Genomic DNA, 25,059 nt, shown 5'->3' with positions numbered 1-25,059 from the left:
ATGAGCACCTCCACCCACCGCAGCAGGCGTGCACGCCGCATCGCCGTCGTCGCCGCCGTGGTGATCGCCCTGGCCGGGATGAACGGTCCGGCCCTGTGGCGCTTCGCCTCGGAGCAGTACCACGAGTTCCGGATCAACCGGCCCGCCTACAAGGCGGCCAACGGCCACTGGGAGCTGCTGGACGTCCCCGGCGACTACCGGATCAACACCATTCACGCGGCCCTGCTGCACACGGGCAAGGTCCTGCTGATCGCGGGCTCCGGCAACGACCAGAGGAACTTTGACGCAAAGAAGTTCGAGTCGGTGCTGTGGGACCCCGAGACCGGGGAGTTCACCAAGATCCCCACACCCAAGGACATGTTCTGCGCCGGGCACACCCAGCTCCCGGACGGCCGTCTGCTGGTCGCGGGCGGCACCAAGCGGTACGAGAAGCTGAAGGGCGACGTCACCAAGGCCGGCGGCCTGATGATCGTCCACAACGAGGACCCCGACGCGCCCAAGACGCTCCCGGCCGGCACGAGGTTCACCGGCAGGGCGAACGGCAGGACCTTTGTCTCCAAGGATCCCGTCCTCATCGAGCGGGCGGAGAAGACGTTCGACCCCGCCACCGGGAGGTTCCTGGGCACCGAGGCCGGACTCGCCCGCGTCTATGTGGAGGCCGAGCGTGCCGGGAAGCAGTACCAGACCGGCGCCGAGGACAACTACCGCATCCACGGGCTGACCGGCGACGACCGGCGCAATGTGTACGGCACGGCACAGAAGCTGGCGCTCGACAAGAAGGACTTCCAGGGCATCAGGGAGGCCTTCGAGTTCGACCCGGTCGCGGAGCGGTACGTCCCCGTCGACCCGATGAACGAGGCCCGCTGGTACCCCACCCTGACCACCCTGGAGGACGGCAGGGTGCTCGCGCTCTCCGGGCTCGACGAGATCGGGCAGATCGTCCCCGGCAAGGACGAGATCTACGACCCCGGGACGAAGAAGTGGACGTACACCGGGGTCGAACGCCGCTTCCCCACCTATCCGGCGATCTTCCTGCTGGCGGACGGCAGGCTCTTCTACTCCGGCTCCAACGCCGGATACGGACCCGCGGACGTCGGCCGCGACCCGGGCGTCTGGGACCTGGAGACCGACGCCTTCGAGAGGATCCCCGGACTGAGCGACCCGGACACCATGGAGACCTCGGCGACGGTGATGCTGCCGCCCGCGCAGGACCAGCGCTTCATGGTGATCGGCGGTGGCGGGGTGGGCGAGTCCCGCAAGTCGACCGCGAAGTCCCGGCTGGTGGACCTCAAGGACCCCAGCCCCCGCTTCCGGGACGGCCCCTCCCTCGACGAGGGCACCCGCTATCCCAGCGCCTCCCTGCTGCCCGACGACACGGTCCTGGTCACCGGCGGCTCCCGCGACTACCGAGGGCGCAGCGCCTCCAACATCCTCCAGGCGCGGCTGTACGACCCCGAGAGCGGCGCCTACCGCAGGGTCGCTGACCCCGGGGTCGGGCGGAACTACCACTCCGGATCGGTGCTCCTGCCCGACGGCAGGGTCATGATCTTCGGCTCGGACTCGCTCTTCGCGGACAAGGCGAACACCCGGCCGGGCGCCTTCGAGCAGCGCATCGAGCTCTACAGCCCGCCCTATCTCCACCGCGGCCCCCGCCCGGAGCTGACGGACGGCCCCACGACGGTCGAACGAGGCGGCGCCGCGGTCTTCCGCACCGCCGGCGACCCTTCCGCGATCCGCACCGCCCGGCTGCTGCGGCCGAGCGCCGTGACCCATGTGACGGACGTCGACCAGCGTGCGATCGCCCTGAAGGTCACGGAGACGAAGGACGGCGAGGGCGTGCGGATCACGGTCCCGGGGAACAGGGCGCTGGTGCCGTCGGGGTGGTACATGCTCTTTGTGACGGATGGGGAGGGGAGGCCGTCGAAGGGCGTGTGGGTGCAGGTGCGGTAGCGCCTGCGGCGGGCTTCTTCCCCTCCCCCTACGCCCTGGGGCGTGGGGACCCCCACTTCCCGAGACCGGGGCAAGCCCCCAGCCCCCGTATGGCCTTCGGCCGTGTCCTCAAGCCCCCAGACCTCCTCCGGGAGACGCCCGGACGGGCTGGATCTTCCAGCCCGTCCGGCGCTTGAGGACGGAGGGCCTCACATTCCAGCCCCGCCGGCGACCGAAGCGCGGGGGTTGCGGGGGCAGCGCCCCCAGTTTGCGGGCCCCTGGAGGCGTTACTTCGCGTTGCGGGCGAGCTCCAGCGCATACCTCGGCCACCAGCCACCCGCCGGCGGCCCGCCCCGGCAGTCCCCGTCGGACTCCCCCGGACGCTTGATCCACAGATAAGCGTCGACAAGAGCGTCCGCGGTGCGGGTCGTCGGAGGCTCGCCCAAGGCGCGGCCCGGAGGGTTGCACCAGTCCTCCGACGGGTCGGCGCCGGTGTAGGGCCCGTTGCCGTTGCGGCTGGTGTCGATGACGAAGTGCTTGCCGCCGACCTTCGACGACAGCGCCTTGCCGAAAGCGATGCTGGCGTCGGTCGGGTAGAAGTTGGAGACGTTCACTGCGAACCCGTCTGCCCGCTCGATGCCGGCCCGCCGCAGCGGCTCGTGCAGGGCGTCGGGCTGGGACCAGCCGGCATTGCCCGCGTCCAGGTACACGGTGGTGTGCGGCTGCTGCTTGAGGCGGGCGATCGCTCCGCTGAGCAGGGCGTACCGCTCGCCGTGGAACTCGGGGGGCGTACAGCTGTCGACCAGGTGCAGCACCGCGTCAGGCTCCAGGATCACCGTGGCCCGCCGGTCTCCGATGCCCCGCGCGACCTGGTCGACCCAGGCGCGGTAGGCGTCCCCGTCGGGTGCGCCGCCCCTGGAGAACTGTCCGCAGTCACGGTGGGGGATGTTGTAGAGGACGAGAAGCGCCTCCCGGTCCACGGCGGCCGCGGCGTCGGTGAGCCGCCTGGTCTCGGCTTCCGGATCGCCGGGGCCGATCCACTCGGCGACCGGGCGCTGAGCGATCCGCTGGATCAGCTCGGCGTTCCTCGACTCCCCGGCCGCACGGTAGTCGGCGGCCTGCCGGGCCGCGTTGCCGTCCGGGTTGACCCAGTACGGCGCCCTCGCGGCGCGCTTTCCGCCGTCGGCGGACGGAGGGTCCCCGCCGTCGTCCGCTGAACACCCCGCCAACGACAGCACCGTCGCCACCCCCGTCGTCATGGCCAGCACCCCGCGGAAGCGGCCGCCCATATGACCGAAGTACATCCGTTCCCCCTCGAAACCCTGCCGAGCTGCATGTCACCGGACAAGACCGGGCGAATTCACCGGGCGGTTTCATCGTGGCACAGGGCCGGGGCGGGGACAGCCCCGACCGCCCTCCGGACCCGGCGGGTTCGCCTCCCTACCGGGGCCGCGACGCACAGGGCCTCGGCGCTCCTTCCGCCCTCCCGTGCGGCCCCCGGGCTTCTCCCGCAGCCCGGCGGGACGCGGTCGAGGGCCGGTCCGGCCGGCGCCGCGCGGCAGTCGGCAGCCCGCCGGCCGGACCGGTTGGCGCGAACACGCGCCCGCGGCTCATGTCCTCGCGACACCCGTCAGATACGCGGACACGACGACATTGGCCGTGTACGCCCCCGCCCGGCGGTCGAACTCCCCGCCGCAGGTGATCAGTCGCAGTTCGGCGCGGCCCTTCTGATGCGGCCCGTACACCTTCCGCGCATCGAAGCGGCCCCGCTCGAAGACCTGGACGTCGTCGACGGTGAACTCCGCGACCGAGCCGTCGTCCCTGGTGACCTTGATCTCGGCGCCGGGCCGCATGGTGCTCAGCCCGTAGAAGACCGCGGGCTCGGTCAGGGTGTCGACGTGGCCGACGAGCAGGGCAGGGCCCCGCGCACCGGGCCGGGCGCCGGAGTCGTACCAGCCGACCATGTGCGGCATCGCGTCCGGCGGCGGGTCGACCGCGCCGGCAGCATCGAGCCCGCGCGCGACCACGGGCGCGGCGATCCCCATCGAGGGAACCTCGACGCGGTGCGGCCTGGCGGGCTCCAGCGGGCGGTGGGCGGGCGGCAGTTCGACACGCAGCGGGCGCCCGACCGCCGCCACGTCGCCGGTCATGGGGGCGGACGCGCCGCGCGGCACGGCGGTGGTCTCCCCTCCCCACAGCCAGATCGCCGGCAGCAGCGCCGCCCAGGCCACTCCGGTGAGCAGCCGGCCGGTTCCGGACAGGCCGCCTGCGGAGGGGGTGGAGGACATCTTCAGTCCGTGCCCGACCGGCGGCGGCGCGCGGAGCGGAAGGCCACGGCGACCGCCGCGACGCCGGCGAGCACCAGGCCGATCACGGTGTGCGGGGTGCCGGGGCCGGTCTCCACGACGTCGGGGCGTGCGGACGGCTGCTCGGCCGCCTGCCCTCCGGCCAGGGTGGCGGCTCCTCCGCCGCCCGCACGCACGGGCGCCACAGGGCTCGCGGGCCGCGGCGACGCCTGCGGCCCGCCCGCGGACGGACGCGCCTGGGGGGACTGCCCCGGCTGCCGGGAGGGATGCGGCCGGGCGTACCGGTGGACGATCTCGATGCGGCCTGCCCTGGGGTGTTCCCGCCCGCCGCAGTCGACCTCGATGTCGTGGGCGTCGGCCTCCGCCGTGGACTTGACCGTGGCGCTGCCGATCAGCTCTGAGCCGGAGCCGTCGGCGGCCAGTTCCGCGTCGGCGACGAACGCCTTGGACGAGACGGCCCCTCCCGCCTCGGGGCAGCCGGAGACCCGGACCTCCACCTTCCCGCCGGGGGCCACGGCGGCCGGCGTCGGCGTGGCCTTCACCGGGTCCGCGGCATACGCGGCCGGGGTGGCAGGCGCGATGATCAGTACGCCTGCCACCCCGGCGCCGCGGAGCGCAATCAGAGCTGAACGCATCGTGAACCTCCCATATCAGAAGGTTCGTGCCCGGTGCGCGGCTTCGCATCCGCAGGAGTGGCCGACTAGCCCGTACGGACGTCCGGCCGGGTTCAGGGACGATGAGAAGGCATCAGATCCGCTCGACGAGGTCGGCGATCGAGTCGACGACGGTGGACGGCCGGAAGGGATAGCGATCGATGTCCCCGGGGCCGGTAAGCCCGGTGAGCACCAGGAAGGTCTCCATGCCCGCCTCCAGCCCGGCGAGCACATCCGTGTCCATCCGGTCGCCGATCATCGCGCTGGTCTCGGAGTGCGCTCCGATGGCGTTCAGGCCCGTACGCATCATCAGGGGGTTCGGCTTGCCCGCGAAGTAGGGCTCCTTGCCGGTCGCCTTGGTGATCAGCGCGGCGACCGATCCGGTGGCGGGCAGCGGCCCTTCCGCAGAGGGGCCGGTCTCATCGGGGTTGGTGCAGATGAACCGGGCGCCGCCGTTGATCAACCGGATCGCCTTGGTGAGCGCCTCGAAGCTGTAGGTGCGGGTCTCACCCAGCACGACGTAGTCGGGGGCGTGGTCGGTGAGGATATAACCGATGTCGTGCAGGGCGGTGGTCAGCCCGGCTTCGCCGATGACGTACGCGGTGCCGCCGGGCCGCTGGTCGTCCAGGAACTGCGCGGTGGCGAGCGCGGAGGTCCAGATGTTGTCCACGGGCACCTCCAGACCCATGCGCGCCAGGCGGGCGTGCAGGTCGCGCGGTGTGTAGATCGAGTTGTTGGTCAGGACGAGGAAGGGCCGCCCTGCCTCCCGCAGTCTCTTCAGGAAGGCGTCGGCGCCGGGAATCGGCACGCCTTCGTGGATCAGGACACCGTCCATGTCGGTGAGCCAGGATTCGATCGGCTTGCGCTCTGCCATCAGACGGACTCCTGCCGTGCGCGTGGTGCGGTGGGGTGGTGCCGGGGGCGCCGCGACGACGGTGTGGCGACGCCCCCAGACTAGTCAAGCCCCCGGGACCTTGACCCCGTCGATCACAAGGTGGGGCGGATGAGGAGCAGGGCGATGTCGTCGGCGCGCGGCGCGGCGGCCCGGGCGTGCTGGAGGAGAGCGTCGGCGAGGCCGTCCAGGTCCTGCTGTGCGGCGTGTTGGAGATGCCCGGCCAGTTCGGCGGTGGCGGCGTCGATGTCGACGCCGGGTGATTCGACGAGTCCGTCGGTGTACAGGGCGAGCACGGCGTCGGGCGGAAGCGGGAACTCGGCGGTGCGGTACTCGGCGTCCGGGACGATCCCCAGCAGCAGTCCGGGCGGAATGCCGAGGACTTCGGTGTGCCGGTCGGGGTGGCGCAGCAGGGGCGGGGGGTGTCCGGCGGTGGAGAGGCGCACGCGGTGGCGGGGCAGGTCGAGTTCGGCGATCAGGCAACTGGTGAACAGACCGGGGTCTAGGTCGGCCAGGAGGCGGTTGGTGCGGGCGAGGACGTCGCCGGGGGACGCTCCGGCGGTGGCGTGGGCGTGAACTGCGGTGCGGACCTGGCCCATGAGGGTGGCCGCGTTCACGTTGTGCCCCTGGACGTCGCCGATCGCCGCGGCGGTCGTGCCTGCGTCGCAGCGGATCAGGTCGTAGAAGTCTCCGCCGATGTCCATGCCGTGGCCGGCGGGGAGATAGCGGGCGGCTACGTCGAGGCCGTCGATCGAGGGCAGGGCGCTGGGCAGCAGGCCGGTCTGGAGAGTGTGGGCGAGGGTGTGCTTGGCGTCGTAGAGGCGGGCGCGGTCCAGTGCCTGGGCGATGAGTCCGGCCAGTGAGGTCAGCAACGCCCGTTCCGCCGGGGGGAACGGGCGGGACCGGGCATAGGAGAGGACGAGCGAGCCGATCGTCCGGCCGGAAGCGATCAACGGCAGGAAGGCCCAGGCGTCTCGGTCCCCGTAGCGGGGCGCGGACGGATAGGCGCGCTGGAAGTCCTCGAAGCTGGGGAAGAACACGGGTGCTCCGGTGGCGAGGACCTGCACGGTGGTCAGGCCGGAGGTCAGCGGCGTGCCGTCGAAGCGGTTGATGAACTCCTCGCTGTAGCCGCGGTGGCCCACGATCCGCAGCCGCCCGTCGTTCACGGTCATCAGGACCAGGCCCTGCGGCCCGAAGGCCGGCACGATCTGGTCGGCGACCAGATCGGCCACCTCGTGGACCCCGGCGGCCTCTGCGAGGGACGCCGCCAGATGCGTCAGGTGGTACAGCGCCGTGGCTCCCACGTGTTCGGCGGGCTGCGCGGGCTGCGCTCCGGGACCGACGGCCGCGTCCGTCGGCACATCGGCGAGGGGCGGCCCCCCGGTGGGGGTGATGTGGACGCTGATGCCGTCCGCGTCCGGGTAGAGCTGGAAGAACAGCCAGGTGTCGGGAGGGCGCAGTGCGGTGAAGGAGGTCGGCCGGCGGGAGACCACCGCGGCGCGGTAGCGGTCCTCGAAGGCCGGGTCCCACAGCCACGACAGGGCCTCCCACGGGCGCGCGCCCCTCAGAGAGGCCGCGTCGCGGCCGACCAGCTCCGCGCCGGCGGCGTTGAGGAAGGTGATCCGGCCCTCCAGATCCAGGGCGCAGCAGCCCATGGGAAGGCGCTCCGCGAAGTCGTGGGCGGAGGCGGCCAGCTCCGGGTCCGCCTCGGTGCGGGGCAGCGGGGGCACAGACCTCGGCTCGTCCGCGGGAACGAACGGGTGGCCGCTGTCCTCGGCCTGCTGCATCAGCAGACCCGCTCGGCGGCAGAAGCGGTCGAGCGCGGTCCGTTCCGTACCGCTGAGCTGCGCCGGGTGTCGGACCGGCCACAGCAGTACGAGGCCGCCCCACACTTTGGCGGCGGTGGCGACGGGCGCTGCGGCGAGCATGAAATCGTACGGGAGCACGATCCCGAGCCGGGGGTAGCGGCGGGCGGTCTCCTCCTGGCTGCCCAGCCACACCAGCTTCCGGTCCCGGACCGCGTCCGCCACCGGGATCGGCGCATCCACCGGAATCCGGGCCCAGGGTGCGGCGATCTGGCGGGGCGCTCCCGAGAACAGCGCCATCCGCAGCATGCGCTCACCCGGCGCCGACAGATACACGAGGCCCATGGACGCCCCGGTGTCCCGCACGACGTCGACCAGCGCGGCGTCCAGCCGTCCGGCAGCGGAACCGGCGCCCGCGTCGGCGCCGGGCCGAGACCCACGCCGACCGCACCGAGAGTCACTCACATATCGAGAGTCACTCATACACGGACCATACGCCTGTACATGGACCATACGCCCGCATTCGTGGGGTGGCACAGACCGTGAACCGAGGTGGACCGCGCTGCCGGACGCAACCGGTCCGGGCTTCAGCAGGCAGGCCGCTGGACATGGGCCGGCCGGTCGCCGCCGTCGCCCGTCGCCGCCGTCGCCCGTCGCCGCCGTCGCCCATCGCCGCCGAGCAGCACCCTGAGCTGCGCACGACCAGCCGGAAGGGCCGGTCAGCCCCGGCGTCGCGCCCTGCGCACCGCCAGCAGCAGCCCTCCGCCGCACAGCGCCACCATGGCCGCCCCGGCCCCCACCCACGGCAGCACCTGCGCACCGGTGGCGGCGAGTTCCTTCAGCACTTGGGCGGGTTCGTCCTCCGCCGCTCCGACGGGCTCGTCCTTCTCCTCGTCGTGCACCGCCTCCTCGTCGCGTACCGCGAACCGGTAGTCGCCGGACTCCCCGACCCACTCGCCGTCGCCGCCCTTGCGCTGCACCACCGCGGCGTTGGCCGTCACCCGGGCGGGGGCAGGCGCTTCGGCGTCGACGGCCAGCCGCATGCGGACGGGCACGGAGGCGCCCGCGGGCACCGCGAAGCCGGGGAAGTCGGGCGCATCGACGACGCCGACGATCTCGTCCTCGGAGGTCTTCTCCAGGTCCACCGGGCGCCAGCGGCCGGCCTCGGGCTCATGGAACTCGAGCCGCAACTGGTCGGCGGTGAGGGCCGCGGGGTCGTCCGAGGTGAAGACGACGACCGGGTGGATGTTGTGGCAGGTCTCGCGGGTGGTGTTGCCGAGGTCCAGGGACCACTCCTGGAAGCCCCCGCCCGGCCGGTACTCCTCGGGGCCGTCCTGGACGCGGGTCTCGATGGGGAAGTCCGGGTCGGACGGGTTGCCGCAGGAGGGCTGGCGGTCGGCGGGCTCCCGGCGGCCGGGCGCTCCGTCCTCCGCCGCCGGGTCGAGGACCGGGGTGGACGCGGACGCGGCAGCGGGTGCCGGTGCCGGTGCCGGTGCCGGTGCCGGCGAGGGTGCGGGGACAGACCACGAGAAGGATGCCGGGCCGGCGGACGCCGGGCCGGGCCCCGGGACGAGGGCCTCGGCTCGGCTCGGCGGTCCCGCCGCCCGGGTGTCGGAGGGGGCGCGGGCCGTGGCCGCCACGACCAGGGACGCAGGGACCACCACGGGGGCGACCGCGGCCACGGTCACGGTGACGGCGAGGGCGTTGCGCAGTCGCATGGGTTGCCTTTGCTGTCGCGTGCTGCTCGCTGGGCGGCGGAGCGGAGGAAGCGCACCGGCCGCCCATGGTCTGTGTGCCACACAGGGCGGCGCGACTCGCGCACCGCGGCGCGGGACGACCCGACTGGCGTGCGGCATCGCCCCATCGGACCCGGTGAGGCAGCGCTCCACACGGCCCTGGGCCATCATCCGGCTACCGTCCCTGCGAGCCCGGCGGCTCAGCGGTCCCGGCGATCACCGGCGGTCCCGGCCGCCGGGGGATCGGCCGGATCGGCAGCCCCCTGCTTCGGTGCGGAGGGGGCGGCCCGGGCACAGCGGGTCCGGGGTTCGCTGCGGCGGCCCGGGCAGGCGGGAGCACCGGGGATGCCAGGTCCGCCGGGCGCGCCGACTACACCTTGTCCGCCGGGGATGCCAGGTCCGCCGGGAACACCGGGGACGCCAGGTCCGCCGGGAAGACCGGGAACACCAGGTCCGCCGAGTCCGCCAGGCGCGCCGGGACGGCCTCCGCTCGCCCGAAGACCGGCGCGAGCACCAGCTGTGCCGCCCCCTCCGCAACCAGTCGCACACCGCCCGCGGCAGCCTCGGCGGCCACACCCGTACGCGCGGCGAGAGCCTCCCCCACCCCCCGCACGAACACCTCTTCCGCACCCGCGACGACCCGCCCGCCCAGCAGGACCCGGTCGACGTCGAGGAGCCCCACGAGGTTCGCGGCCCCGACGCCGAGGACCCTCGCAGCCTCGGTCAGATCGCCGCGGGCCACGGCGGCCAGGCACAGCGCCTCGATACAGCCGCGGTCTCCGCACTCGCACACGGGCCCGTCCAACTGGACGACCTGATGGCCGAACTCCCCCGCCGCCGTGCGTGCGCCCCGGTACAGCGCACCGCCGAGGACGAGGCCCGCCCCCAGCCCCGTACCGAGATGCAGATAGGCGAACGCGCCTCCGGCCCCGCTCGACCCTCTGGACCGGCCGGGCTCGCGGGACTCGCGGGGCTCGCGCAGGGCGAGGCCGAGCGCGGCGGCGTTGGTGTCCTTGTCGAGGACGACGGGCAGGCCGAGGCGGCGGGCGAGGACGTCGCGCAGCGGGTAGCCGTCCCACTGGGGGAACCCGGTGACCCTGCCGGGCACGCCGCGCGCATGGTCGAGCGGGCCCGGCATGGCGACCCCCACGCCGAGCACCCGGCCGATGCCAGCCGCCCGCTCCCCGGAGCCCGCGGAGCCACCGGAGCCCGCGGAGCCACCGGAACTGCCAAAGCCCCCAGGGCCGTCGACGTCCCCGGAACCCCCGGAGTCACTGACGGCCCGCACCCGGTCCGCCGCGGCGTCGACGGCCGCCTCGACGACCGCCTCGACGACCGCCTCCGCGTCCGCGCCGAGGTCCAGCGGCCTCGTCTCGTACGCGACCGTCTCACCTGCGAGGTCGAGCAGTACGGCCGTCAGCTCGTCCCGGTCGAGATGCAGCCCGATGGCGTGCCCGGCGGAAGGGACCAGCCGGAGCACGGTGCGGGGCTTGCCTCCGGTTGACGGACGGCGGCCCGCCTCCGCCGCCAGTCCCTCGTCCCGCAGCCGTGCCGTGATCTTGCTGACCGCCTGCGGGGTGAGCCCGGTGCGCTCGGCGAGTTCGGGCCTGCTGATGCCGTCCCCGCCCGCCGCGCGCAGCAGATCGAGGACCAGAGCGGCGTTGTGGCTGCGCAGGGCGGGCAGTCCGGCGCCGGCGGGAGACGGTCCGGCGCCTCGGGGAAACATCGTCACCTGCCCATTGTCCTGCCCGCTTGCACTTTAGCAACAGCGTTGTTTAAGTAAGCCCATGAAGAGTGCCCTCCGCGTCGGACTCGTCGGCTACGGCCTGGCAGGTTCCGTCTTCCACGCCCCGCTGATCGCGGCGACCGAGGGCCTCGCCCTCGACACGATCGTCACCTCCAGCCCCGAGCGCCGGGAGCAGGCGCGCGGCGAATTCCCCGCCGTGCGCTTCGCCGACTCGCCCGAAGAGCTGTGGGACCGGAGCGGCGAGCTCGACCTGGTGGTGGTCGCGTCCCCGAACAAGACCCATGTCCCGCTCGCCGCCGCCGCGCTGCGTTCCGGTCTGCCGGTCGTCGTGGACAAGCCGGTCGCCGGGACCGCAGCGGAGGCGCGCGAGCTGGCGGCGCTCGCCGAGGAGCGCGGACTGCTGATCTCCGTCTTCCAGAACCGCCGCTGGGACAGTGACTTCCTCACCCTCCGCAGACTGCTGGCAAACGGCGAGCTGGGCGAGGTACAGCGCTTTGAGTCCCGCTTCGAGCGGTGGCGTCCCCAGCTCAAGGGCGGCTGGCGGGAGTCCGGCGACCCGCAGGAGATCGGCGGACTGCTGTACGACCTGGGCAGCCATGTCGTCGACCAGGCGCTCGCGCTCTTCGGCCCGGCGCTCCGCGTCTACGCGGAGGCGGACGTGCGCCGTCCGGGCGCGGAGGCGGACGACGACACCTTCATCGCCGTCACGCACGCGGGCGGGGTGCGCTCCCATCTGTATGTCAGCGCCACGGCCGCGCAGCTCGGCCCGCGCTTCCGGGTGCTCGGCTCGCGCGCGGGCTATGTCAAGTACGGCCTCGACCCGCAGGAGGCCGCTCTGCGCGAGGGGCGGCGGCCGGGGCCCGGGGAGCCTGCGTGGGGCGTGGAGCCGGAGTCGGCGTGGGGCCGGGTGGGAGCGGGCGAGTCCCCGTTGACCGGCGGGGGCCGGCCGCTGGCCACCGTGCCGGGCGCCTACCCGGCGTACTACGCAGCGGTGGAACGGGCGCTGCGCGAGAGGACCGCGCCGCCCGTCACCGTCGAGGAGGCCGCCGCCGCACTGGACGTCCTGGAGGCGGCGCTGCGCTCCGCCCGTGACGGCGTGACCGTGGAGCTCTCCTCATGAGCAGTGGAGCTCTCCTCATGAGCAGCAGCACACCGCCCCCGCCGGCCGTCGAGGAGATCGAGGCACAGGAGCGCCGACTGACCCTGCCCCGTCTCACGTACGACGACGCCTGGGCACTCGGCAAGCTGCTCGTCTCACTGGCGCGGACGCGCCGTGCCCCCGTCGCGATCGACATTCGCCGCGGACCGCAGCAGCTCTTCCACTGCGCGCTGCCGGGTTCGAGCGCGGACAACGACGCGTGGATCGACCGCAAGAGGCGGGTCGTGGAGCGCTACGGAGAGAGTTCGTACCTGGTGGGGGCCAGGCAACGCGCCAAGGGCACGACGTTCGAGGCGTCCTCGCGCCTCGACCCGGATGTGTACGCGGCCCACGGCGGCTCGTTCCCGCTCGCGGTCGACGGCGTGGGCGTCGTCGGCGCGGTGACGGTCTCGGGCCTGCCGCAGGCGGAGGACCACGCGCTGGTGGTCGAGGCGCTGGAGCGCTTCATACTGGAGCACTTTCGGAAGACGCCGTCTTAGGCCTCGTCGTCGGGGGTGTTCCGCCGTACTCGGGCGACGGCTACGGCTCCTACGCCCGCGGCGAGCAGGGCGGCGGACAGCGCGGCCAGGACGGTGAGCCCGCTGCCCGACGCGCCGGTGTCGGGCAGCTCGCCGCCGCCCGTCGTTCCGCCGGTGGAACCGCCGCCGGTCGACCCGCCACCGGTGGTTCCGCCGTCCGAGCCTCCGGTGGAACCGCCCGCCGTATCACCGCTCGACGAGGGATCTGCTGGTGCGGGACTCAGGGCAGGGCTCGCGGGACTCGGGGCAGGGCCGGTCGGATTCGGGTCCGAGCCCGAGCCCGCGGGAATCGGCTCCGGCTCGGTCGGATCCGGGGACGCCGGGTCCGGGGACGCCGGGTCCGGGGACGCCGGGTCCGGGGACGCCGGCTCGGGCGTCGGCGACTCCTCGACGCACGACGGCAGCTCCCCGTCGAACGGATACGCGTGCAGCTCCTGCCCGCCGCCCCTCCCCTCCTCCGAGGTGTGCGTCAGCGACCCCGTGGTGAAGAGCCGGCCGTTCACACCGGGCAGCGTCACCGTCGTCATGCTGTGCGGCTCGCCCACGAGCACGCTCCCCTGGAACTGCCCCGTGCCCACCAGCCGTACGGTGGTGGCATCGGGGAAGTTCCACAGCAGCCGCTCCCGCAGACCACCGGGCAGGCTCCCGGTATACGTGCTGACGGTGCGGCTCTCCCCGATCAGGTTGACCAGAACGGTCGCGCCCGACGGGATGCCCCGGAAGGTGATCCCCTGCTGCCCGCCGGACTCCGTCGTCAGATCGAAGTCGACGTTGAAGACCTGGAGGCCGGAGACGCCGTCGCCGGTGAAGACGGTCGCGCCGCCGTTGTTGACGGCGGTTCCGGTGGGTTCGCGCGGGGCGTCCCCGTCCGGATACGCGTAGCAGCGGCTGGCCGCGGCGAACTCCCGCCGCAGCTCCGTGAACGGGCCGGCCGCCCCCGGGTCGGACACGGCGGACGGGATGACGGCGCCGGTGAGGGTCCCTCCGTACCGTACGACTCCGGAGGCGCGGCCCTCCTCGGCCAGCAGGCGCTGCCCGGCGGCGACGGTCAGATCGCCGCCCGCGGTGAGGAAGTCCGTTCCGTCGTCGGGAGGCACGCGCGAGCCGACGCCCACGACGCCGACGTTGTAGACGGCGGAGGCGCCGGTGCGCTTGTCCATGTCGAACCGGTCGAGGACGACGATCCTGCCCTCCGCCTCGGCGGCGGCTCCCCGTACGAGGAAGTCATCGCCGACGAAGATGTTGATGTTGTTGTCCCGGCCGGCGAGCGGGCCGTTGTAGAGCTCGGGATGCGGAGTGGGGCAGGGGCCCGGCAGGCAGTGCCCGAGACCGCTGGGGAGCGGGGCGGCGACCCCCCAGGCGGCGAGGGCTCCGAGGAGGACGGCCGCCCCGGCGACGCTCGCGGAGGCGGACACGGCGGCGCGGGAGCGCGGCGAAGTCTTCTTTCTCATACGTCGCAATATGTGAAAATCGGTCAGGCGGGCCCGGCCAACACGCCCGACACACCCGCCGCGCCGCCCCGCATTCCCTCGTTTCGCTCGTCCGCCTACGCGTCCTTGAACTCCTGGCGCTGCCGTCCGAGCCCCTGGATCTCCAGCTCCACGACATCGCCCGCGCGCAGGAACGGCTTCGGCTCCGGCTGCCCGAGCGCCACGCCCGCCGGGGTGCCGGTGTTGATGACGTCGCCGGGGTACAGGGTCATAAAACGGCTGACGTACCGGACGACGTCCGCCACCGGGAAGATCTGGTCCGCGGTGCTGCCGTCCTGCCGGAGCCGGCCGTTGACCCACAGCCTCAGGGACAGCGCCTGGGGGTCGGGAACCTCGTCCGCGGTCACCAGCCAGGGCCCGAGAGGGTTGAACGTCTCGCAGTTCTTGCCCTTGTCCCAGGTCCCGCCGCGCTCCAGCTGGAACTCACGCTCGGAGACATCGTGCGAGACCGCGTATCCGGCGACGTACGACAGCGGGTCCTCGTCGTCCGCCAGATAGCGCGCGGTCCGGCCGATGACGACCGCGAGCTCCGCCTCCCAGTCGGTCTTGCGGCTGCGCCGCGGCACCAGGACAACGTCGTGCGGGCCGACGACCGTGTCCGCCGCCTTGAAGAACACGACCGGCTCGGCGGGGGGCTCCGCACCTGTCTCGGCCGCGTGGTCGTGGTAGTTCAGCCCGATGCACACCACTTTGCCGATACGGGCCACGGGCGGTCCGATGCGCAGCCCGGCGGCGTCCAGGGCGGGCAGCTCGCCGCCCGCCGCAGCCTGCCGCACCCGGGCGAGGGCATCCGGATCGGCGAGCAGTTCCCCGTCGACGTCCGCCGCCAGCCCGGACAGATCCCGCAGGGTCGTCCCGTCCTCGTCGAGCAGCGCCGGACGCTCCGCGCCCGCCGCACCGACACGCAGCAGCTTCATGGTCTTCTCCCTGTGGTCGAGGTGAGGCCCCGGCCGATGGAGTGCGGCCATCGGAGGATTGGCTGATCCTCCAAGAGCCCCCGCCGCTCCGCAAGACCCTGTTCACCACCTGGACCGCCGCTAGGCCGTAAGAAGCGCCCGCTCCGCCGCGGTCCAGGCGGCGCTGACGGTGACATAGAGGGCAGCGGCGAGGGGGACGACGGCGACGCTGACCAACGTGCCGAAGGACAGCAGCGGCAGTGCCTTCGTCACGCCCGCAGGCACCCCCTCCGGCGTCGCCCCCGAGGCTGCGAACTGCCGCTTCCCCCGCACGTACATGAACGTGGCAACGGCGGCCACGATCAAGAACAGGGCGACGTACACCAGTCCGGCCGGACCGAAGACCCCGCCCTGGCCGATCGCGGACAGCCAGTTCCCGGCGAGCGGCGCGGCGAGCAGCGTCCCGCCGACGCCGCCGCCGGCGAACAGGTGGTACATCAGCAGGAACGCGGGCAGCTGCAGCAGGCTGGGCAGACAGCCCGCCAGCGGGGACACGTTCTCCCTGCCGTGCAGCTCCAACACGGCCCGCTGGAGCCGCTCCGGATCATTGCGGTACTTCGTGCGCAACGCGGCGACCTGCGGCGCGAGCCGCGCCCTGGCCCGCTGGCCGCGGGCGGCGGCACGGGAGAGCGGATGGATCGCAAGCCGTACGAGCACGGTGAACACCACGATCGCGGCGGCCGTGGCGGATGTGTGGAACAGCGGCCGGAGCAGCGCGGCAAGCTGCTCGACAAGCGTGGCGAAAAAGGACATGGGTGAGCCCTCCGGGGTCTCGTCGTGCCGATGGAGAACGTGCATGCGGCATGACGACTGCGGAGGGACCGGTCGGCTGACTGGAGTCCGCCCGCTCGTTCCTACGCGGCCGTCACGAGGAGACCCCGCCCGGGAGCCCGGGGCCTGGTGCGCCCGCGGGCGTCCGGATCACGCTGAGGAAGGAAGGCGGTACGCCGCTCACGGTCGCGGATGGCGGTGCGGACGCGGGTGCGGGGCACGGCGGGCGCACAGCGTGCACTGATGACGGCGCAGACGGCGGCCGCGGCGAAAGCGAGGGCGACCGCGGCCAGACCGCCGTCGCCGTCGACAAGGAGGACCTCGATGAGCAGCAGAAAGAGGAACGCGACCGGCCGGAACACAGTCCCTCCCCCCTCATGCGCACATCTGTCCATACCGTTGTACACACCCGTTATACACGACTACCGGGTCCGCACCGCGGCCAACTCCCCCCACACCACCAGCCGGTAGGCCGAACTGAACTCGGGCGTGCAGGTGGTCAGCGTGAGGTAGCGGCCGGGCCGGTCGTAGCCGGCGGAGGGCCGCACCAGGCTGCGCGGCACGGGCTGGATCACGCCGGTGTCCCCGGGCGTGGTCTGCGCGAGGGTCTGGTCCACCTCGTAGACGTACACGCCCTGCGCGGTCTCGATCCGCACCTCGTCTCCCTTGCGCAGCCGGTCGATGCGGCGGAAGGGCTCCCCGTGGGTGTTGCGGTGCCCCGCGACCGCGAAGTTCCCGGCGCGACCCGGCGCTGCGGTATCCGGATAGTGCCCCACAAACCCGCGGTCCAGCACCTCACGCTTGCCGACCCCGCGGGCGACGGGGGCGACGACGCCGAGGCGTGGGATGCGAAGGACGGCGTAGCCGCGGAAGGGAGCGGGAGAAGCTGTGCCCTGCGTCTCCCCTTTCTCGCCCCCACCCCCATCGGCCGCCCGGTTCTTCCCCTCACCCGACTCCCCCTCACCCGACTTTCCTTCAGCCCCCTCCCCTTCACCGCCCTCCTCTTCAGCGCCCTCCGCCCGCTCCCACTGCTGCTCGAGGACGCGGACGTGCCGCCGGGCGTCATGCCGGGCCTGGAGGTTGGTCCACTGCAGCTGGTGTACGACGAGGAGAAGGACGACGCCCCCGAGAGTGACGGCCAGCTCGGCGACGCCCCACAGCACACGCGCGAATGCCCTACGCCGCGCCCCCCGCGGGCCCCCGCACCACGACCGCCCTCCGCTGCTGCAGCACGGGCGCACGATAGGCCGTACCTGCCCAAGTCACCAGGCGCAGATGAGAATCGGGGCGCCCCCGCCGAACCCCCATACGGCAGTACGGTGTCTGGCATGCGCCCCGACACGCCTGCCGACCACTCCGCCGAAGCCGAGCGCCTGCTGCGCACCGCCGAGCGCTACCCCGAGGACAAGGAGCCGCTGCTCCTGCGGGCCGCGGCCCACCTCGAACTCGCCGGCGCCCGCGAACGCGCCTCGGCCCTCTACGACCGTCTGCTCACCGACTCCCCGGAACACCCCCTGCTGATCAAGGCCCTCCAAGCGGCCAATCTCTGGGAGTACGGCCACGAGGCCGAGGCCCGCGCCCTGATCGCCGGCGTCCGCGCGGCCGCCCCGGCGGACGCGGCCCCGTGGGAGATCGTCGCGGAGACGCTGGAGTCCCACGACGAGCTCGAGGACTCCCACGACTGCTTCACCGCGGCCCTTGAGCTACTCCTCCCGGCAGGCGAGAACGACGTCCCCTACTCCATCCAGTCCCTGCTCACCGGCCGCCACCGCGTCCGCCGGCTCCTGGGCCTCCCCCACGACGACCGCGACGCCCTCGCCGACCGCGTCCACACCGGCGACATCTCCCTGGACGAACTCCACGACCCCAAGCGGCTGTGGGCCCTGGGCTCCGACAACCCCGCCGAACTCCAGGCCGAGATCGCCCGCCTCCGCTCCGAGCTGGGCTCCTACCGCTCCGCGCTCTCCCGCCCCTTCCCGGTGACCGTCCTCCACTGGCCGGAGCCCGAGTTCCGCGAACTCCTCACGGCCTGCCCGGAGCTACAGACGGAGTACCCCACCTACGAGGCCCACCTCACGGACATCGAAGCCTCCCTCCGCGAGCTCGCCGCCACCGGCACCCGCAACCTGGGCATCGTCCGCGGCACGGTCCCCTCCTACGAGGCCTTCGCCGCCTCCGAACAGTCCACCCCCGCCAACCCGGCGCTCCTCCCCCAATACGCCACCACCCTCGCCGCCCGCGGCCACGCCACCCCCTGGCCGCCCTCCAAGGGCGCCCCCTGCTGGTGCGGCTCGGGCACGGCATACCGCGACTGCCACGGAGACGGCTAATACCTGATCAGTTGTCAGTGGGGCCTGGTACCACTGGAGCAACAAACGGGAGGGACACAGGTGACCGGCTCCATGGATACAGATCAGCCTGTTGCCGGGCTGTATGAGCAACTGATCACGCTGCGGCTTGAGCACCAGCTGGAAAACCTCAGCCAGGGCGGTAGCTGGCAGGCCATCGACGATACGGTCAGCCCGGATTCGACACCTCAAGTCCTGGCGCGGCATGTGGCGGCGACGACAAAGCGCATCCTCGAACGGCTGCCAGCTCATGAACGGGTCCACGCGGCGAATCACATCCTCGAGTCCATGAACACGCTTGAGGGAGCCCGTGAGTGGGTCGACTTGGTCGCAGCCGGTCCGCGACAGCTGCTTGCCATCGCCGAGCAGGAGGCCAAAGGTGTCTATGCCATCCGCCCTGCGACGCCTCTGTCCGAAACAGCGCTGATCACCAATTCACCGGAGGACCCAAACCTGGGGTTTGAGCTTCGTGCTGAGCTCGCCACTGCCAATAGAGTCGACCTCCTGTGCGCCTTTGTGAAGTGGCACGGGCTCCGTGTCATCGAGCAGTCACTTGAAGCAGCCCATACACGTGGAGTACCTATCCGCGTCATCACCACGACGTACATCGGAGCTACAGAGCGGCGAGCCCTGGACAAGCTGGTCCAGCGGTTCAACGCCGAAGTGAAGGTCAATTACGAGCTTCGATCCACCCGGCTACACGCCAAGGCTTGGTTGTTCCGACGCAACAGCGGCTACGACACCGCATACGTCGGAAGCAGCAATCTCTCCAAAGCCGCACTGCTCGACGGCCTGGAGTGGAACGTCCGCCTCTCATCCATTGCCACACCTGACGTACTCCGCAAGTTCGAGGCGACCTTTGATCCTTACTGGAGCGAATCGGCCTTTGAGCGATACGTGCCAGACAGAGACGCATCCCGCCTTGATGAGGCGCTCCAGCGTGCGGGGCGAGGTACCAGCACCGCCCCAGGCGGACGTATCACACTGTCGGGCCTAGAGGTTCGCCCCTACCCTCATCAGCGCGACATGCTGGAGCGGCTTGAGGTGGAGCGCACGGTCCATGACCGCCACCGCAATCTTCTGGTGGCCGCCACCGGCACGGGAAAGACCGTTATGGCCGCCCTTGATTACAAACACCTGCGACAGCAGTACGGTCGCGACCTGCGACTTCTCTTCGTTGCGCATCGGCAGGAGATTTTACGACAGTCCCTGCGCATATACCAAGACGTACTCGTTGACGCCAACTTTGGTGAGCAGCTACACAGCGGCATCGTGCCGGAAAACTGGCAGCATGTCTTCGCGAGTGTGCAGTCACTCAACGCTCGTTCCCTTGAGCGCTTTGCGCCCGACCACTTCGATGTCATCGTTATCGACGAGTTTCACCACGGCGTATCCCCTACCTACCGAAGGATCATCGACCACTTCACCCCCTTGGAGTTGCTCGGCCTTACCGCTACTCCAGAGCGCATGGACGGACGCAACGTCCAGGATGAGTTCTTCGATGGGCGTATCGCCGCCGAAATGCGGCTCTGGGAAGCCCTTGAGAACGATCTACTCACCCCTTTCCACTACTTCGGCGTCACAGACAACACCGATATGAGCGCCGTTGCCTGGAAACGCGGATCATACGATGTCTCGGAGCTCGACAACCTCTTCACCGGAAATGACGCTCGGGCACGTCTCGTCGTCCGAGCAGTGATCGACAAGATCACCGACCCACACTCGATGCGAGCCCTCGGGTTCTGCGTCTCAGTAGCGCACGCGCACTTCATGGCGAGATTCTTCGAGCGCGCAGGGTTCAAGGCATGCGCTCTCTCCGGGGAGACAGCTCATGAAGAACGAAAGGCGGCTCTCGACGCTCTCAAGTCGGGCGAGCTTCAGATCATATTCTCCGTAGACATCCTCAACGAGGGCCTCGATATCCCAGACGTCGACACACTGCTGCTTCTGCGCCCCACATCGAGCGCCACCGTCTTTCTACAGCAGCTCGGCAGAGGGTTGCGGCGAACCGAAAAAAACCGGTACTGACCGTGCTGGACTTCATTGGGCAGCACCACAAGGAGTTCCGATTCGAGGAACAGTTCCGGGCTCTCACCAATCTCACCCGTAACCGCTTGCTGGACAGCATGGAGCATGACTTCCCCCAGCTGCCGTCCGGCTGCCAGATCATCCTTGAGTCCAAGGCCAAGGAAATGATCATCAACAACGTGCGAAGCCAGCTCAGCGTCAATGTGACACAACTCGCCAACGAGGTCGGCCAGTACGGCGTGCTTCACCTCTCCACCTACCTGAGAGAAAGCGGCCGGGAGTTGAAGGAGCTTTACCGCGGCAACGGCAACTCCTGGACAGGGCTGCTCCGTCGCGCGGGCCTGCTGCCCAAGGAAGGTCCTGAGGAGGAGCACGCACTACTAAAGCGAGTATCGGCGTTCCTGCATGTGGACGACCCGCAGCGGGTTGCCGCCTATAGCAGGCTGCTGGACGATGACGCGCCTGCGTACGCTGAGCTCGACGAGCGAGAAAAGGCTTATGCGCGCATGCTCTACTTCTCGCTCTGGCCCTTGGGAGGCTTCGCCTCCTACCAAGAAGGGATCGCTTCGCTCCGCCCACACCACGCCTTTCGCGATGAGCTCCGTCAAGTCCTGGCACACACCCTCGACCGAGCCGATCACGTACCCATCGCACTCACCGGCGACCTAGCCGATCTACCGCTGACTGTCCATGCCTCTTACAGCCGCGAGGAGATCCTCCCGGCATTGGGTCAGTCATTCATTGGTGGATTTATGCCAGGACACTTCCGTGAGGGAGTGAAGTGGTGTGAAAGCATCAGGACGGACGCGTTGCTGATCACCTTGGAGAAGGACGCCAAGGACTTCTCTCCGCAGACGCGCTATCGCGACTATGCCATGAGCGACTCGCTCTTCCATTGGGAGTCACAGAACCAGACATCGGAGACTTCCCCGACCGGTATCCGCTACCAGACCCACGCCACCCAAGGCAGTCATGTACTGCTCTTCGTCCGTCGCTACAAGAAGACCGACATCGGTGGCCCACAGCCGTGGATGCTCCTCGGCCCCGCCAACTATGTGGAGCACAAGGGAAGCAAACCCATGGAGGTTACCTGGAAGCTCAGACATGAGATGCCGGCGGATGTCTGGACCTACTCCACGATTGCCACAAGCTAGCAGTTCCCCCCCGGCCCCTGTTCCTTGCACGACTAAAAAAGAAACGATTCACCGAAGACACCGAGGGTATTTTTGTGCTGGACATACAAGTTGACGAGCGCCGTCGGCGTCAGGAGATCCACGAACAGTACGGCGGTAGCCCCCAAGGGGGAATCTGCCCATCCGGGAAAGGCCCTTATATATTCCTCTTCACCGATCACACCAAAGGCCCGCAGTACGGCTACAGAGACGGCTGGGGGAAAGATGGCCACTATCACTATTGCGGAGCGGGCCGACACGGTGATCAGCAAATAACCCGCGGCAATAAAGCAGTCCTGGAACACACCAAAACCGGAAAGTCCCTCCACCTATTCGAAGGGATAGCTTCTGGCGTTGTCGCCTACCGAGGCGAATTTGTGCTAGCGAGCGAGAATCCCTGGTATCGCACCGAGACTCCCGACGTCGAAGGTATCCAGCGGTCAGCCATTATGTTCCGTCTCATACCGGTGGACGCTTCTTCAGTGAGAGAACCGAGGATCAGCAGAGTCCCGGCATCACAGACAGAAGTTGAAATAACTTCCGTAGAACGCAACCTCACCTCCACGACATCCGCCAACCGCTCGAATAAATCGATCATCGTAAATCGGCGGGAGTCGGAGCTAGTTAGCGACTACCATAACCATCTTGTCAACCTGGGGCACCAGGTCAGTCGATTCAAAATACGACCACAGGGAGAATCTAGCCCCCTCTTGACTGACCTCTATGATGCCACCACAGACACGCTGATAGAGGCGAAAAGCGCTGCCACACGCGAAGCCATCCGCACGGCGATCGGTCAACTCTTCGACTACCAGCGTTTTATAACGCCAACGCCGTCGCTTGCGATTCTCACGCCGTCCGAGCCACGCAAGGACCTGCGCGACCTCTGTGCCGCGCTCTCCATTCAGACGATCTGGCAGGCGGAGCAGGGCTACGCCTGCAGCGAGACATCTTCGGAGTAGGCTTCGGCCTCAAACAGCACCTGTGCCCGGTCCAGCGCTTCGTCCGGGTCGCACCCATGGGCGCGCATCCAGTGCAGCAGGTCGGCCATGAGGATGACCGCGTCTCGTTGCGCCTCGCGAACGCCCATCTGGCCGAAGACCTCCCACCTTTCTGGCGACGCGCTACAGATCGCCAGAACAGCCTCTGCCTTGCTTACCCGAACATCCTTGATATGACCCCGCGCCGAGTCGAGCCCGGTGGCGAGTTCACACCATGTGATCTTCGAGTCTCCATTGAGGACAACACCCCATCGCTCGGCCGTCGCATCGACCAGCGCCATGCCTCTCCCCTCCTCGTCGTCCACCTGCGTTGACACGAGGGTGGGGAGCGCCCGCGTATCAGGGTCGCGGATCTCGATACGAACGGCAGGACCGCGCATCGACACGGCAAGTGTCGCGGGTGTTCCTGACCCCACGTGACGGACCACATTGCTGACCAGTTCGGTGACACACAGCTGAGCCGCTTCGATCACGTTCGGCAGACCCCAAGTCGCCAGGTGCAGCCGCATCACCCGCCGCAGCCCGGCTACTTCCCGCGCCTCCGCAAGGAACGAAAGTTCCCAAGGCTTCCTAAGGACTTCACACCGACACTCGTGCATTTCCAGTCACCTCTCCGGCAGGCGGTAGTTACATGCGGTAGCGCCTTGCATCGCCATCGTGACATTGGAACTCTCAAAATGAGACTCTCATCACTGATATGAGGGAGCGCAGACCCACATGTGCGCGCTCCCCGCGCACGCCACCTTGTCTGTACGGCAGGTGGGCATGCACGCTCGGGCAGATCAACACGAAGGGCCACAGCAATGGCAGTTGGACCGACCACACGCAGGCGGCAGCTCGGGGCCGACCTGCGTCGCCTACGGGAGCGTGCAGGTCTCACCCTTGAGGAAGCGGGGGCACGCGTCGGTATCTCCAAGGCGACCCTGAGCAGGTACGAGACCAAGGAGGGAAGCGTCAAGTGGCCCGCTGTCGATGCCCTGTGTCGTGAGTACGGTTCGAGTGAGCAAGAGCGGAGCGCACTGGTCGAACTTGCCAAAGGCGCCAGGATTAAGGGCTGGTGGCACTCCCTCGCCGACCCGATCCCCGAGTCAATGAGCCTCATGCTGACCTTGGAGGACGAGGTCGTACGCGAGGACCATTACGCCTGCATGTACGTCCCTGGGCTGCTCCAGACACGCGCGTACGCCGAAGCTGTCCACCGCGCTTCCGAAATGCGATGCAGTGAGCAAGAGATCACACACATGGTCGACATCCGCATGAAGCGACAGGAACTGCTGGACCGAGAGGAACCGCCACACATCTGGGCCGTGGTCGACGAAGCCGTCATCCGCCGGGTCGTCGGCGGGCGCAGCGTGATGCGCCGGCAACTGGATCACTTGCGGACGCTCGCAGGCGAGCCCCATATCACCGTTCAAGTGCTGCCCTTCGCAACAGGGGCTCACGCTGCTGCCGTGGGCAGCTTCGTCGTCCTGGGCGGTCCCACGCCTGAGTTGGATGTGGTGTACGTGGACATCATCGGGGGTGGCCTGTTCATGGAGAAGCCCGAGGAACTTGACCGCTATAAGCTGGCATTCGAATACTTGCGCGCCCAGGCGCTGGACATTCCATCCTCGGTCGCGCTCCTCGACCGGGCCTGCAAGGAGCTGTGATGGGCGGCGACGACCTCCAGTGGATCAAGTCCTCGTACAGCGGCGGCAGCGGCACCGAGTGTGTGGAGATAGCTCGACTCAGCGCGCGTACAGCGATACGCGACAGCAAAGATCCGGTGGCCAGGCAGCTCGTGGTCCCCGCGCAGGCGTGGGGTGTCTTCATCGGAGCCGTGAGGGAGAACTGTCTCGGCTGAGTCGGGTCGGCGCGTGGACCACCTGGGCACTGGAGGCACGGCACCTATCCGCCGTCCGGCGCACCTCAGTTCTCCGGCCGTGGCATTACGGGGTCCGCCACTGGGTCGGCTGTGAAGCCCAGCAGACGGCCGGCCGAAGTCACCGTCAGGTCGAGGCGCATGGGGAACGTGTCGCGGGCCGCTTCCGTGTTCCGCGCGTCGGCGTCGTCCGCCTGTGATCCGGCCGACCTCGCCGTCTCGCTAGCCTGGCCCGATACGCCGGTCGGCCGCCGTACTGGCACGGCTTCGAGATAGCGCAGCGCACGACGAGAGCGAAGCGCCTGAGTTGGGTCGGCGCGCCAGGGGAATGCCCCGGATCGGGCCGTGGGGCTCATAGCATCCGGGGCATGGTCGTGCGAAAGCGTGTCGTGGTCGGCGGGGTTGTGCAGGGTGTGTTCTTTCGGGACACGTGTCGGCAGACCGCCCAGGAGCACGGGGTCGCCGGGTGGGTGCGGAACGTGGGGTGGGGGGAGGTCGAGGCCGTGTTCGAGGGGGATGAGGGCGGCGTCGAGGCGCTGGTGCGGTGGGCGCGAAGGGGCCCTGCCGCCGCTGTGGTGGAACGGGTCGAGGTGCGGGACGAGGCCCCCGAGGGTGCGAGTGGGTTCGAGGTGCTGCCCAGCGTGCGGTGACGCGGGGCCGGGGTGAGGGGGAGAGAGCGGCCCCGCG

General features: G+C 70.0%; 22 protein-coding genes and 1 pseudogene. 9 read left to right on the top strand and 14 right to left on the bottom strand.

Annotated features, from left to right (window positions below):
- Positions 1-1,950, top strand: a complete 1,950-nt coding sequence (locus tag QCN29_RS17250) for a radical copper oxidase GlxA (RefSeq protein ID WP_279929047.1) — start codon at positions 1-3, stop codon at positions 1,948-1,950.
- A 266-nt stretch (positions 1,951-2,216) separates the two neighbouring features.
- On the opposite strand, the gene QCN29_RS17245 is transcribed toward QCN29_RS17250, so the two are convergent.
- The 7 genes from QCN29_RS17245 to QCN29_RS17215 all read right to left on the bottom strand — a co-directional run bounded on the left by QCN29_RS17245 (position 2,217) and on the right by QCN29_RS17215 (position 11,047).
- Complete coding sequence (locus QCN29_RS17245) at positions 2,217-3,233, bottom strand: glycoside hydrolase family 6 protein (protein ID WP_398859325.1); 1,017 nt, start codon at positions 3,231-3,233, stop codon at positions 2,217-2,219.
- 306 nt (positions 3,234-3,539) lie between these two features.
- Positions 3,540-4,217, bottom strand: coding sequence for a class F sortase (locus tag QCN29_RS17240; protein ID WP_279929045.1), 678 nt, complete (start codon positions 4,215-4,217; stop codon positions 3,540-3,542).
- Positions 4,218-4,219: 2 nt separating this feature from the next.
- Positions 4,220-4,870, bottom strand: a complete 651-nt coding sequence (locus tag QCN29_RS17235) for a hypothetical protein (RefSeq protein ID WP_279929043.1) — start codon at positions 4,868-4,870, stop codon at positions 4,220-4,222.
- 112 nt (positions 4,871-4,982) lie between these two features.
- Positions 4,983-5,762 (bottom strand): HAD-IIA family hydrolase, encoded by a 780-nt coding sequence (locus QCN29_RS17230; protein ID WP_279929042.1) that lies wholly within the window; start codon positions 5,760-5,762, stop codon positions 4,983-4,985.
- Positions 5,763-5,875: 113 nt separating this feature from the next.
- Positions 5,876-8,068, bottom strand: coding sequence for a SpoIIE family protein phosphatase (locus tag QCN29_RS17225; RefSeq protein WP_279929040.1), 2,193 nt, complete (start codon positions 8,066-8,068; stop codon positions 5,876-5,878).
- Positions 8,069-8,304: 236 nt separating this feature from the next.
- A complete protein-coding gene (locus QCN29_RS17220) occupies positions 8,305-9,303 on the bottom strand; it encodes a hypothetical protein (RefSeq protein ID WP_279929038.1) in 999 nt (332 codons plus the stop codon).
- 388 nt (positions 9,304-9,691) lie between these two features.
- On the bottom strand, positions 9,692-11,047 hold the full coding sequence (locus tag QCN29_RS17215; RefSeq protein ID WP_279929096.1) for an ROK family transcriptional regulator: 1,356 nt from the start codon (positions 11,045-11,047) through the stop codon (positions 9,692-9,694).
- A gap of 61 nt (positions 11,048-11,108) precedes the next feature.
- On the opposite strand from QCN29_RS17215, the gene QCN29_RS17210 reads away from it, so the two are divergent.
- Together QCN29_RS17210 and QCN29_RS17205 are read left to right on the top strand one after the other, a co-directional pair.
- The gene (locus tag QCN29_RS17210) at positions 11,109-12,188 is read left to right on the top strand and encodes a Gfo/Idh/MocA family oxidoreductase (protein WP_279929037.1); all 1,080 of its coding nucleotides are present in this window, start codon (positions 11,109-11,111) and stop codon (positions 12,186-12,188) included.
- 17 nt (positions 12,189-12,205) lie between these two features.
- Positions 12,206-12,706: a heme-degrading domain-containing protein gene (locus tag QCN29_RS17205; protein WP_279929036.1), complete on the top strand. Its 501-nt coding sequence runs from the start codon at positions 12,206-12,208 to the stop codon at positions 12,704-12,706.
- Here QCN29_RS17205 and QCN29_RS17200 read toward each other — a convergent pair.
- The 5 genes from QCN29_RS17200 to QCN29_RS17180 form a co-directional block, all read right to left on the bottom strand.
- Positions 12,703-14,196, bottom strand: coding sequence for a choice-of-anchor A family protein (locus tag QCN29_RS17200; protein ID WP_279929035.1), 1,494 nt, complete (start codon positions 14,194-14,196; stop codon positions 12,703-12,705). The two genes, QCN29_RS17205 and QCN29_RS17200, sit on opposite strands and share 4 nt — an antisense overlap.
- Positions 14,197-14,291: 95 nt before the next feature.
- On the bottom strand, positions 14,292-15,152 hold the full coding sequence (locus QCN29_RS17195) for a fumarylacetoacetate hydrolase family protein (protein WP_240135601.1): 861 nt from the start codon (positions 15,150-15,152) through the stop codon (positions 14,292-14,294).
- Positions 15,153-15,272: 120 nt separating this feature from the next.
- Positions 15,273-15,944, bottom strand: a complete 672-nt coding sequence (locus QCN29_RS17190; protein WP_279929032.1) for a YidC/Oxa1 family membrane protein insertase — start codon at positions 15,942-15,944, stop codon at positions 15,273-15,275.
- A 101-nt stretch (positions 15,945-16,045) separates the two neighbouring features.
- On the bottom strand, positions 16,046-16,357 hold the full coding sequence (locus QCN29_RS17185) for a DUF6412 domain-containing protein (protein WP_279929031.1): 312 nt from the start codon (positions 16,355-16,357) through the stop codon (positions 16,046-16,048).
- A 27-nt stretch (positions 16,358-16,384) separates the two neighbouring features.
- The gene (locus QCN29_RS17180; RefSeq protein WP_279929029.1) at positions 16,385-17,125 is read right to left on the bottom strand and encodes a class E sortase; all 741 of its coding nucleotides are present in this window, start codon (positions 17,123-17,125) and stop codon (positions 16,385-16,387) included.
- Positions 17,126-17,290: 165 nt separating this feature from the next.
- On the opposite strand from QCN29_RS17180, the gene QCN29_RS17175 reads away from it, so the two are divergent.
- Together QCN29_RS17175 and QCN29_RS17170 are read left to right on the top strand one after the other, a co-directional pair.
- Entirely contained in the window at positions 17,291-18,292 is a 1,002-nt protein-coding gene (locus QCN29_RS17175; RefSeq protein WP_279929027.1) for an SEC-C domain-containing protein, read from the top strand.
- A 72-nt stretch (positions 18,293-18,364) separates the two neighbouring features.
- Positions 18,365-21,492: pseudogene (locus tag QCN29_RS17170) on the top strand (DUF3427 domain-containing protein).
- Positions 21,493-21,524: 32 nt separating this feature from the next.
- Here the strand turns inward: QCN29_RS17170 and QCN29_RS17165 are convergent.
- Positions 21,525-21,839, bottom strand: a complete 315-nt coding sequence (locus QCN29_RS17165; protein ID WP_279929025.1) for a hypothetical protein — start codon at positions 21,837-21,839, stop codon at positions 21,525-21,527.
- A 381-nt stretch (positions 21,840-22,220) separates the two neighbouring features.
- Here QCN29_RS17165 and QCN29_RS17160 point away from each other — a divergent pair, with 381 nt between their 5' ends.
- A complete protein-coding gene (locus QCN29_RS17160; protein ID WP_279929023.1) occupies positions 22,221-22,472 on the top strand; it encodes a hypothetical protein in 252 nt (83 codons plus the stop codon).
- Here QCN29_RS17160 and QCN29_RS17155 read toward each other — a convergent pair.
- Positions 22,442-23,110, bottom strand: coding sequence for an ATP-binding protein (locus tag QCN29_RS17155; RefSeq protein WP_279929021.1), 669 nt, complete (start codon positions 23,108-23,110; stop codon positions 22,442-22,444). The two genes, QCN29_RS17160 and QCN29_RS17155, sit on opposite strands and share 31 nt — an antisense overlap.
- 204 nt (positions 23,111-23,314) lie before the next feature.
- Here QCN29_RS17155 and QCN29_RS17150 point away from each other — a divergent pair, with 204 nt between their 5' ends.
- The 3 genes from QCN29_RS17150 (at position 23,315) to QCN29_RS17140 (ending at position 25,022) form a co-directional block, all read left to right on the top strand.
- Entirely contained in the window at positions 23,315-24,160 is an 846-nt protein-coding gene (locus QCN29_RS17150; protein WP_279929019.1) for a helix-turn-helix domain-containing protein, read from the top strand.
- The gene (locus tag QCN29_RS17145) at positions 24,160-24,354 is read left to right on the top strand and encodes a DUF397 domain-containing protein (RefSeq protein ID WP_279929017.1); all 195 of its coding nucleotides are present in this window, start codon (positions 24,160-24,162) and stop codon (positions 24,352-24,354) included. The genes QCN29_RS17150 and QCN29_RS17145 overlap by 1 nt, the downstream gene beginning before the upstream one ends.
- A gap of 386 nt (positions 24,355-24,740) precedes the next feature.
- Positions 24,741-25,022, top strand: a complete 282-nt coding sequence (locus QCN29_RS17140) for an acylphosphatase (protein ID WP_279929015.1) — start codon at positions 24,741-24,743, stop codon at positions 25,020-25,022.
- Positions 25,023-25,059 lie beyond the last annotated feature (37 nt).

Source organism: Streptomyces chengmaiensis, from assembly GCF_029846775.1.
In the GTDB taxonomy this organism is placed as follows: domain Bacteria; phylum Actinomycetota; class Actinomycetes; order Streptomycetales; family Streptomycetaceae; genus Streptomyces; species Streptomyces chengmaiensis.
This window is presented reverse-complemented; position numbering and strand designations above follow the sequence as displayed.

Excerpts from the sequence above, each read along its gene's own strand:
- QCN29_RS17175 (WP_279929027.1), top strand. The coding sequence starts at position 17,291 with ATGCGCCCCGACACGCCTGCCGACCACTCCGCCGAAGCCGAGCGCCTG.
- QCN29_RS17205 (WP_279929036.1), top strand. The coding sequence starts at position 12,206 with ATGAGCAGCAGCACACCGCCCCCGCCGGCCGTCGAGGAGATCGAGGCA.
- QCN29_RS17215 (WP_279929096.1), bottom strand. The coding sequence starts at position 11,047 with ATGTTTCCCCGAGGCGCCGGACCGTCTCCCGCCGGCGCCGGACTGCCC.
- QCN29_RS17195 (WP_240135601.1), bottom strand. The coding sequence starts at position 15,152 with ATGAAGCTGCTGCGTGTCGGTGCGGCGGGCGCGGAGCGTCCGGCGCTG.
- QCN29_RS17140 (WP_279929015.1), top strand. The coding sequence starts at position 24,741 with ATGGTCGTGCGAAAGCGTGTCGTGGTCGGCGGGGTTGTGCAGGGTGTG.
- QCN29_RS17235 (WP_279929043.1), bottom strand. The coding sequence starts at position 4,870 with ATGCGTTCAGCTCTGATTGCGCTCCGCGGCGCCGGGGTGGCAGGCGTA.
- QCN29_RS17155 (WP_279929021.1), bottom strand. The coding sequence starts at position 23,110 with ATGCACGAGTGTCGGTGTGAAGTCCTTAGGAAGCCTTGGGAACTTTCG.
- QCN29_RS17200 (WP_279929035.1), bottom strand. The coding sequence starts at position 14,196 with ATGAGAAAGAAGACTTCGCCGCGCTCCCGCGCCGCCGTGTCCGCCTCC.
- QCN29_RS17240 (WP_279929045.1), bottom strand. The coding sequence starts at position 4,217 with ATGTCCTCCACCCCCTCCGCAGGCGGCCTGTCCGGAACCGGCCGGCTG.
- QCN29_RS17150 (WP_279929019.1), top strand. The coding sequence starts at position 23,315 with ATGGCAGTTGGACCGACCACACGCAGGCGGCAGCTCGGGGCCGACCTG.
- QCN29_RS17190 (WP_279929032.1), bottom strand. The coding sequence starts at position 15,944 with ATGTCCTTTTTCGCCACGCTTGTCGAGCAGCTTGCCGCGCTGCTCCGG.
- QCN29_RS17185 (WP_279929031.1), bottom strand. The coding sequence starts at position 16,357 with ATGGACAGATGTGCGCATGAGGGGGGAGGGACTGTGTTCCGGCCGGTC.
- QCN29_RS17230 (WP_279929042.1), bottom strand. The coding sequence starts at position 5,762 with ATGGCAGAGCGCAAGCCGATCGAATCCTGGCTCACCGACATGGACGGT.
- QCN29_RS17250 (WP_279929047.1), top strand. The coding sequence starts at position 1 with ATGAGCACCTCCACCCACCGCAGCAGGCGTGCACGCCGCATCGCCGTC.
- QCN29_RS17220 (WP_279929038.1), bottom strand. The coding sequence starts at position 9,303 with ATGCGACTGCGCAACGCCCTCGCCGTCACCGTGACCGTGGCCGCGGTC.
- QCN29_RS17225 (WP_279929040.1), bottom strand. The coding sequence starts at position 8,068 with ATGAGTGACTCTCGATATGTGAGTGACTCTCGGTGCGGTCGGCGTGGG.
- QCN29_RS17210 (WP_279929037.1), top strand. The coding sequence starts at position 11,109 with ATGAAGAGTGCCCTCCGCGTCGGACTCGTCGGCTACGGCCTGGCAGGT.
- QCN29_RS17245 (WP_398859325.1), bottom strand. The coding sequence starts at position 3,233 with ATGTACTTCGGTCATATGGGCGGCCGCTTCCGCGGGGTGCTGGCCATG.
- QCN29_RS17145 (WP_279929017.1), top strand. The coding sequence starts at position 24,160 with ATGGGCGGCGACGACCTCCAGTGGATCAAGTCCTCGTACAGCGGCGGC.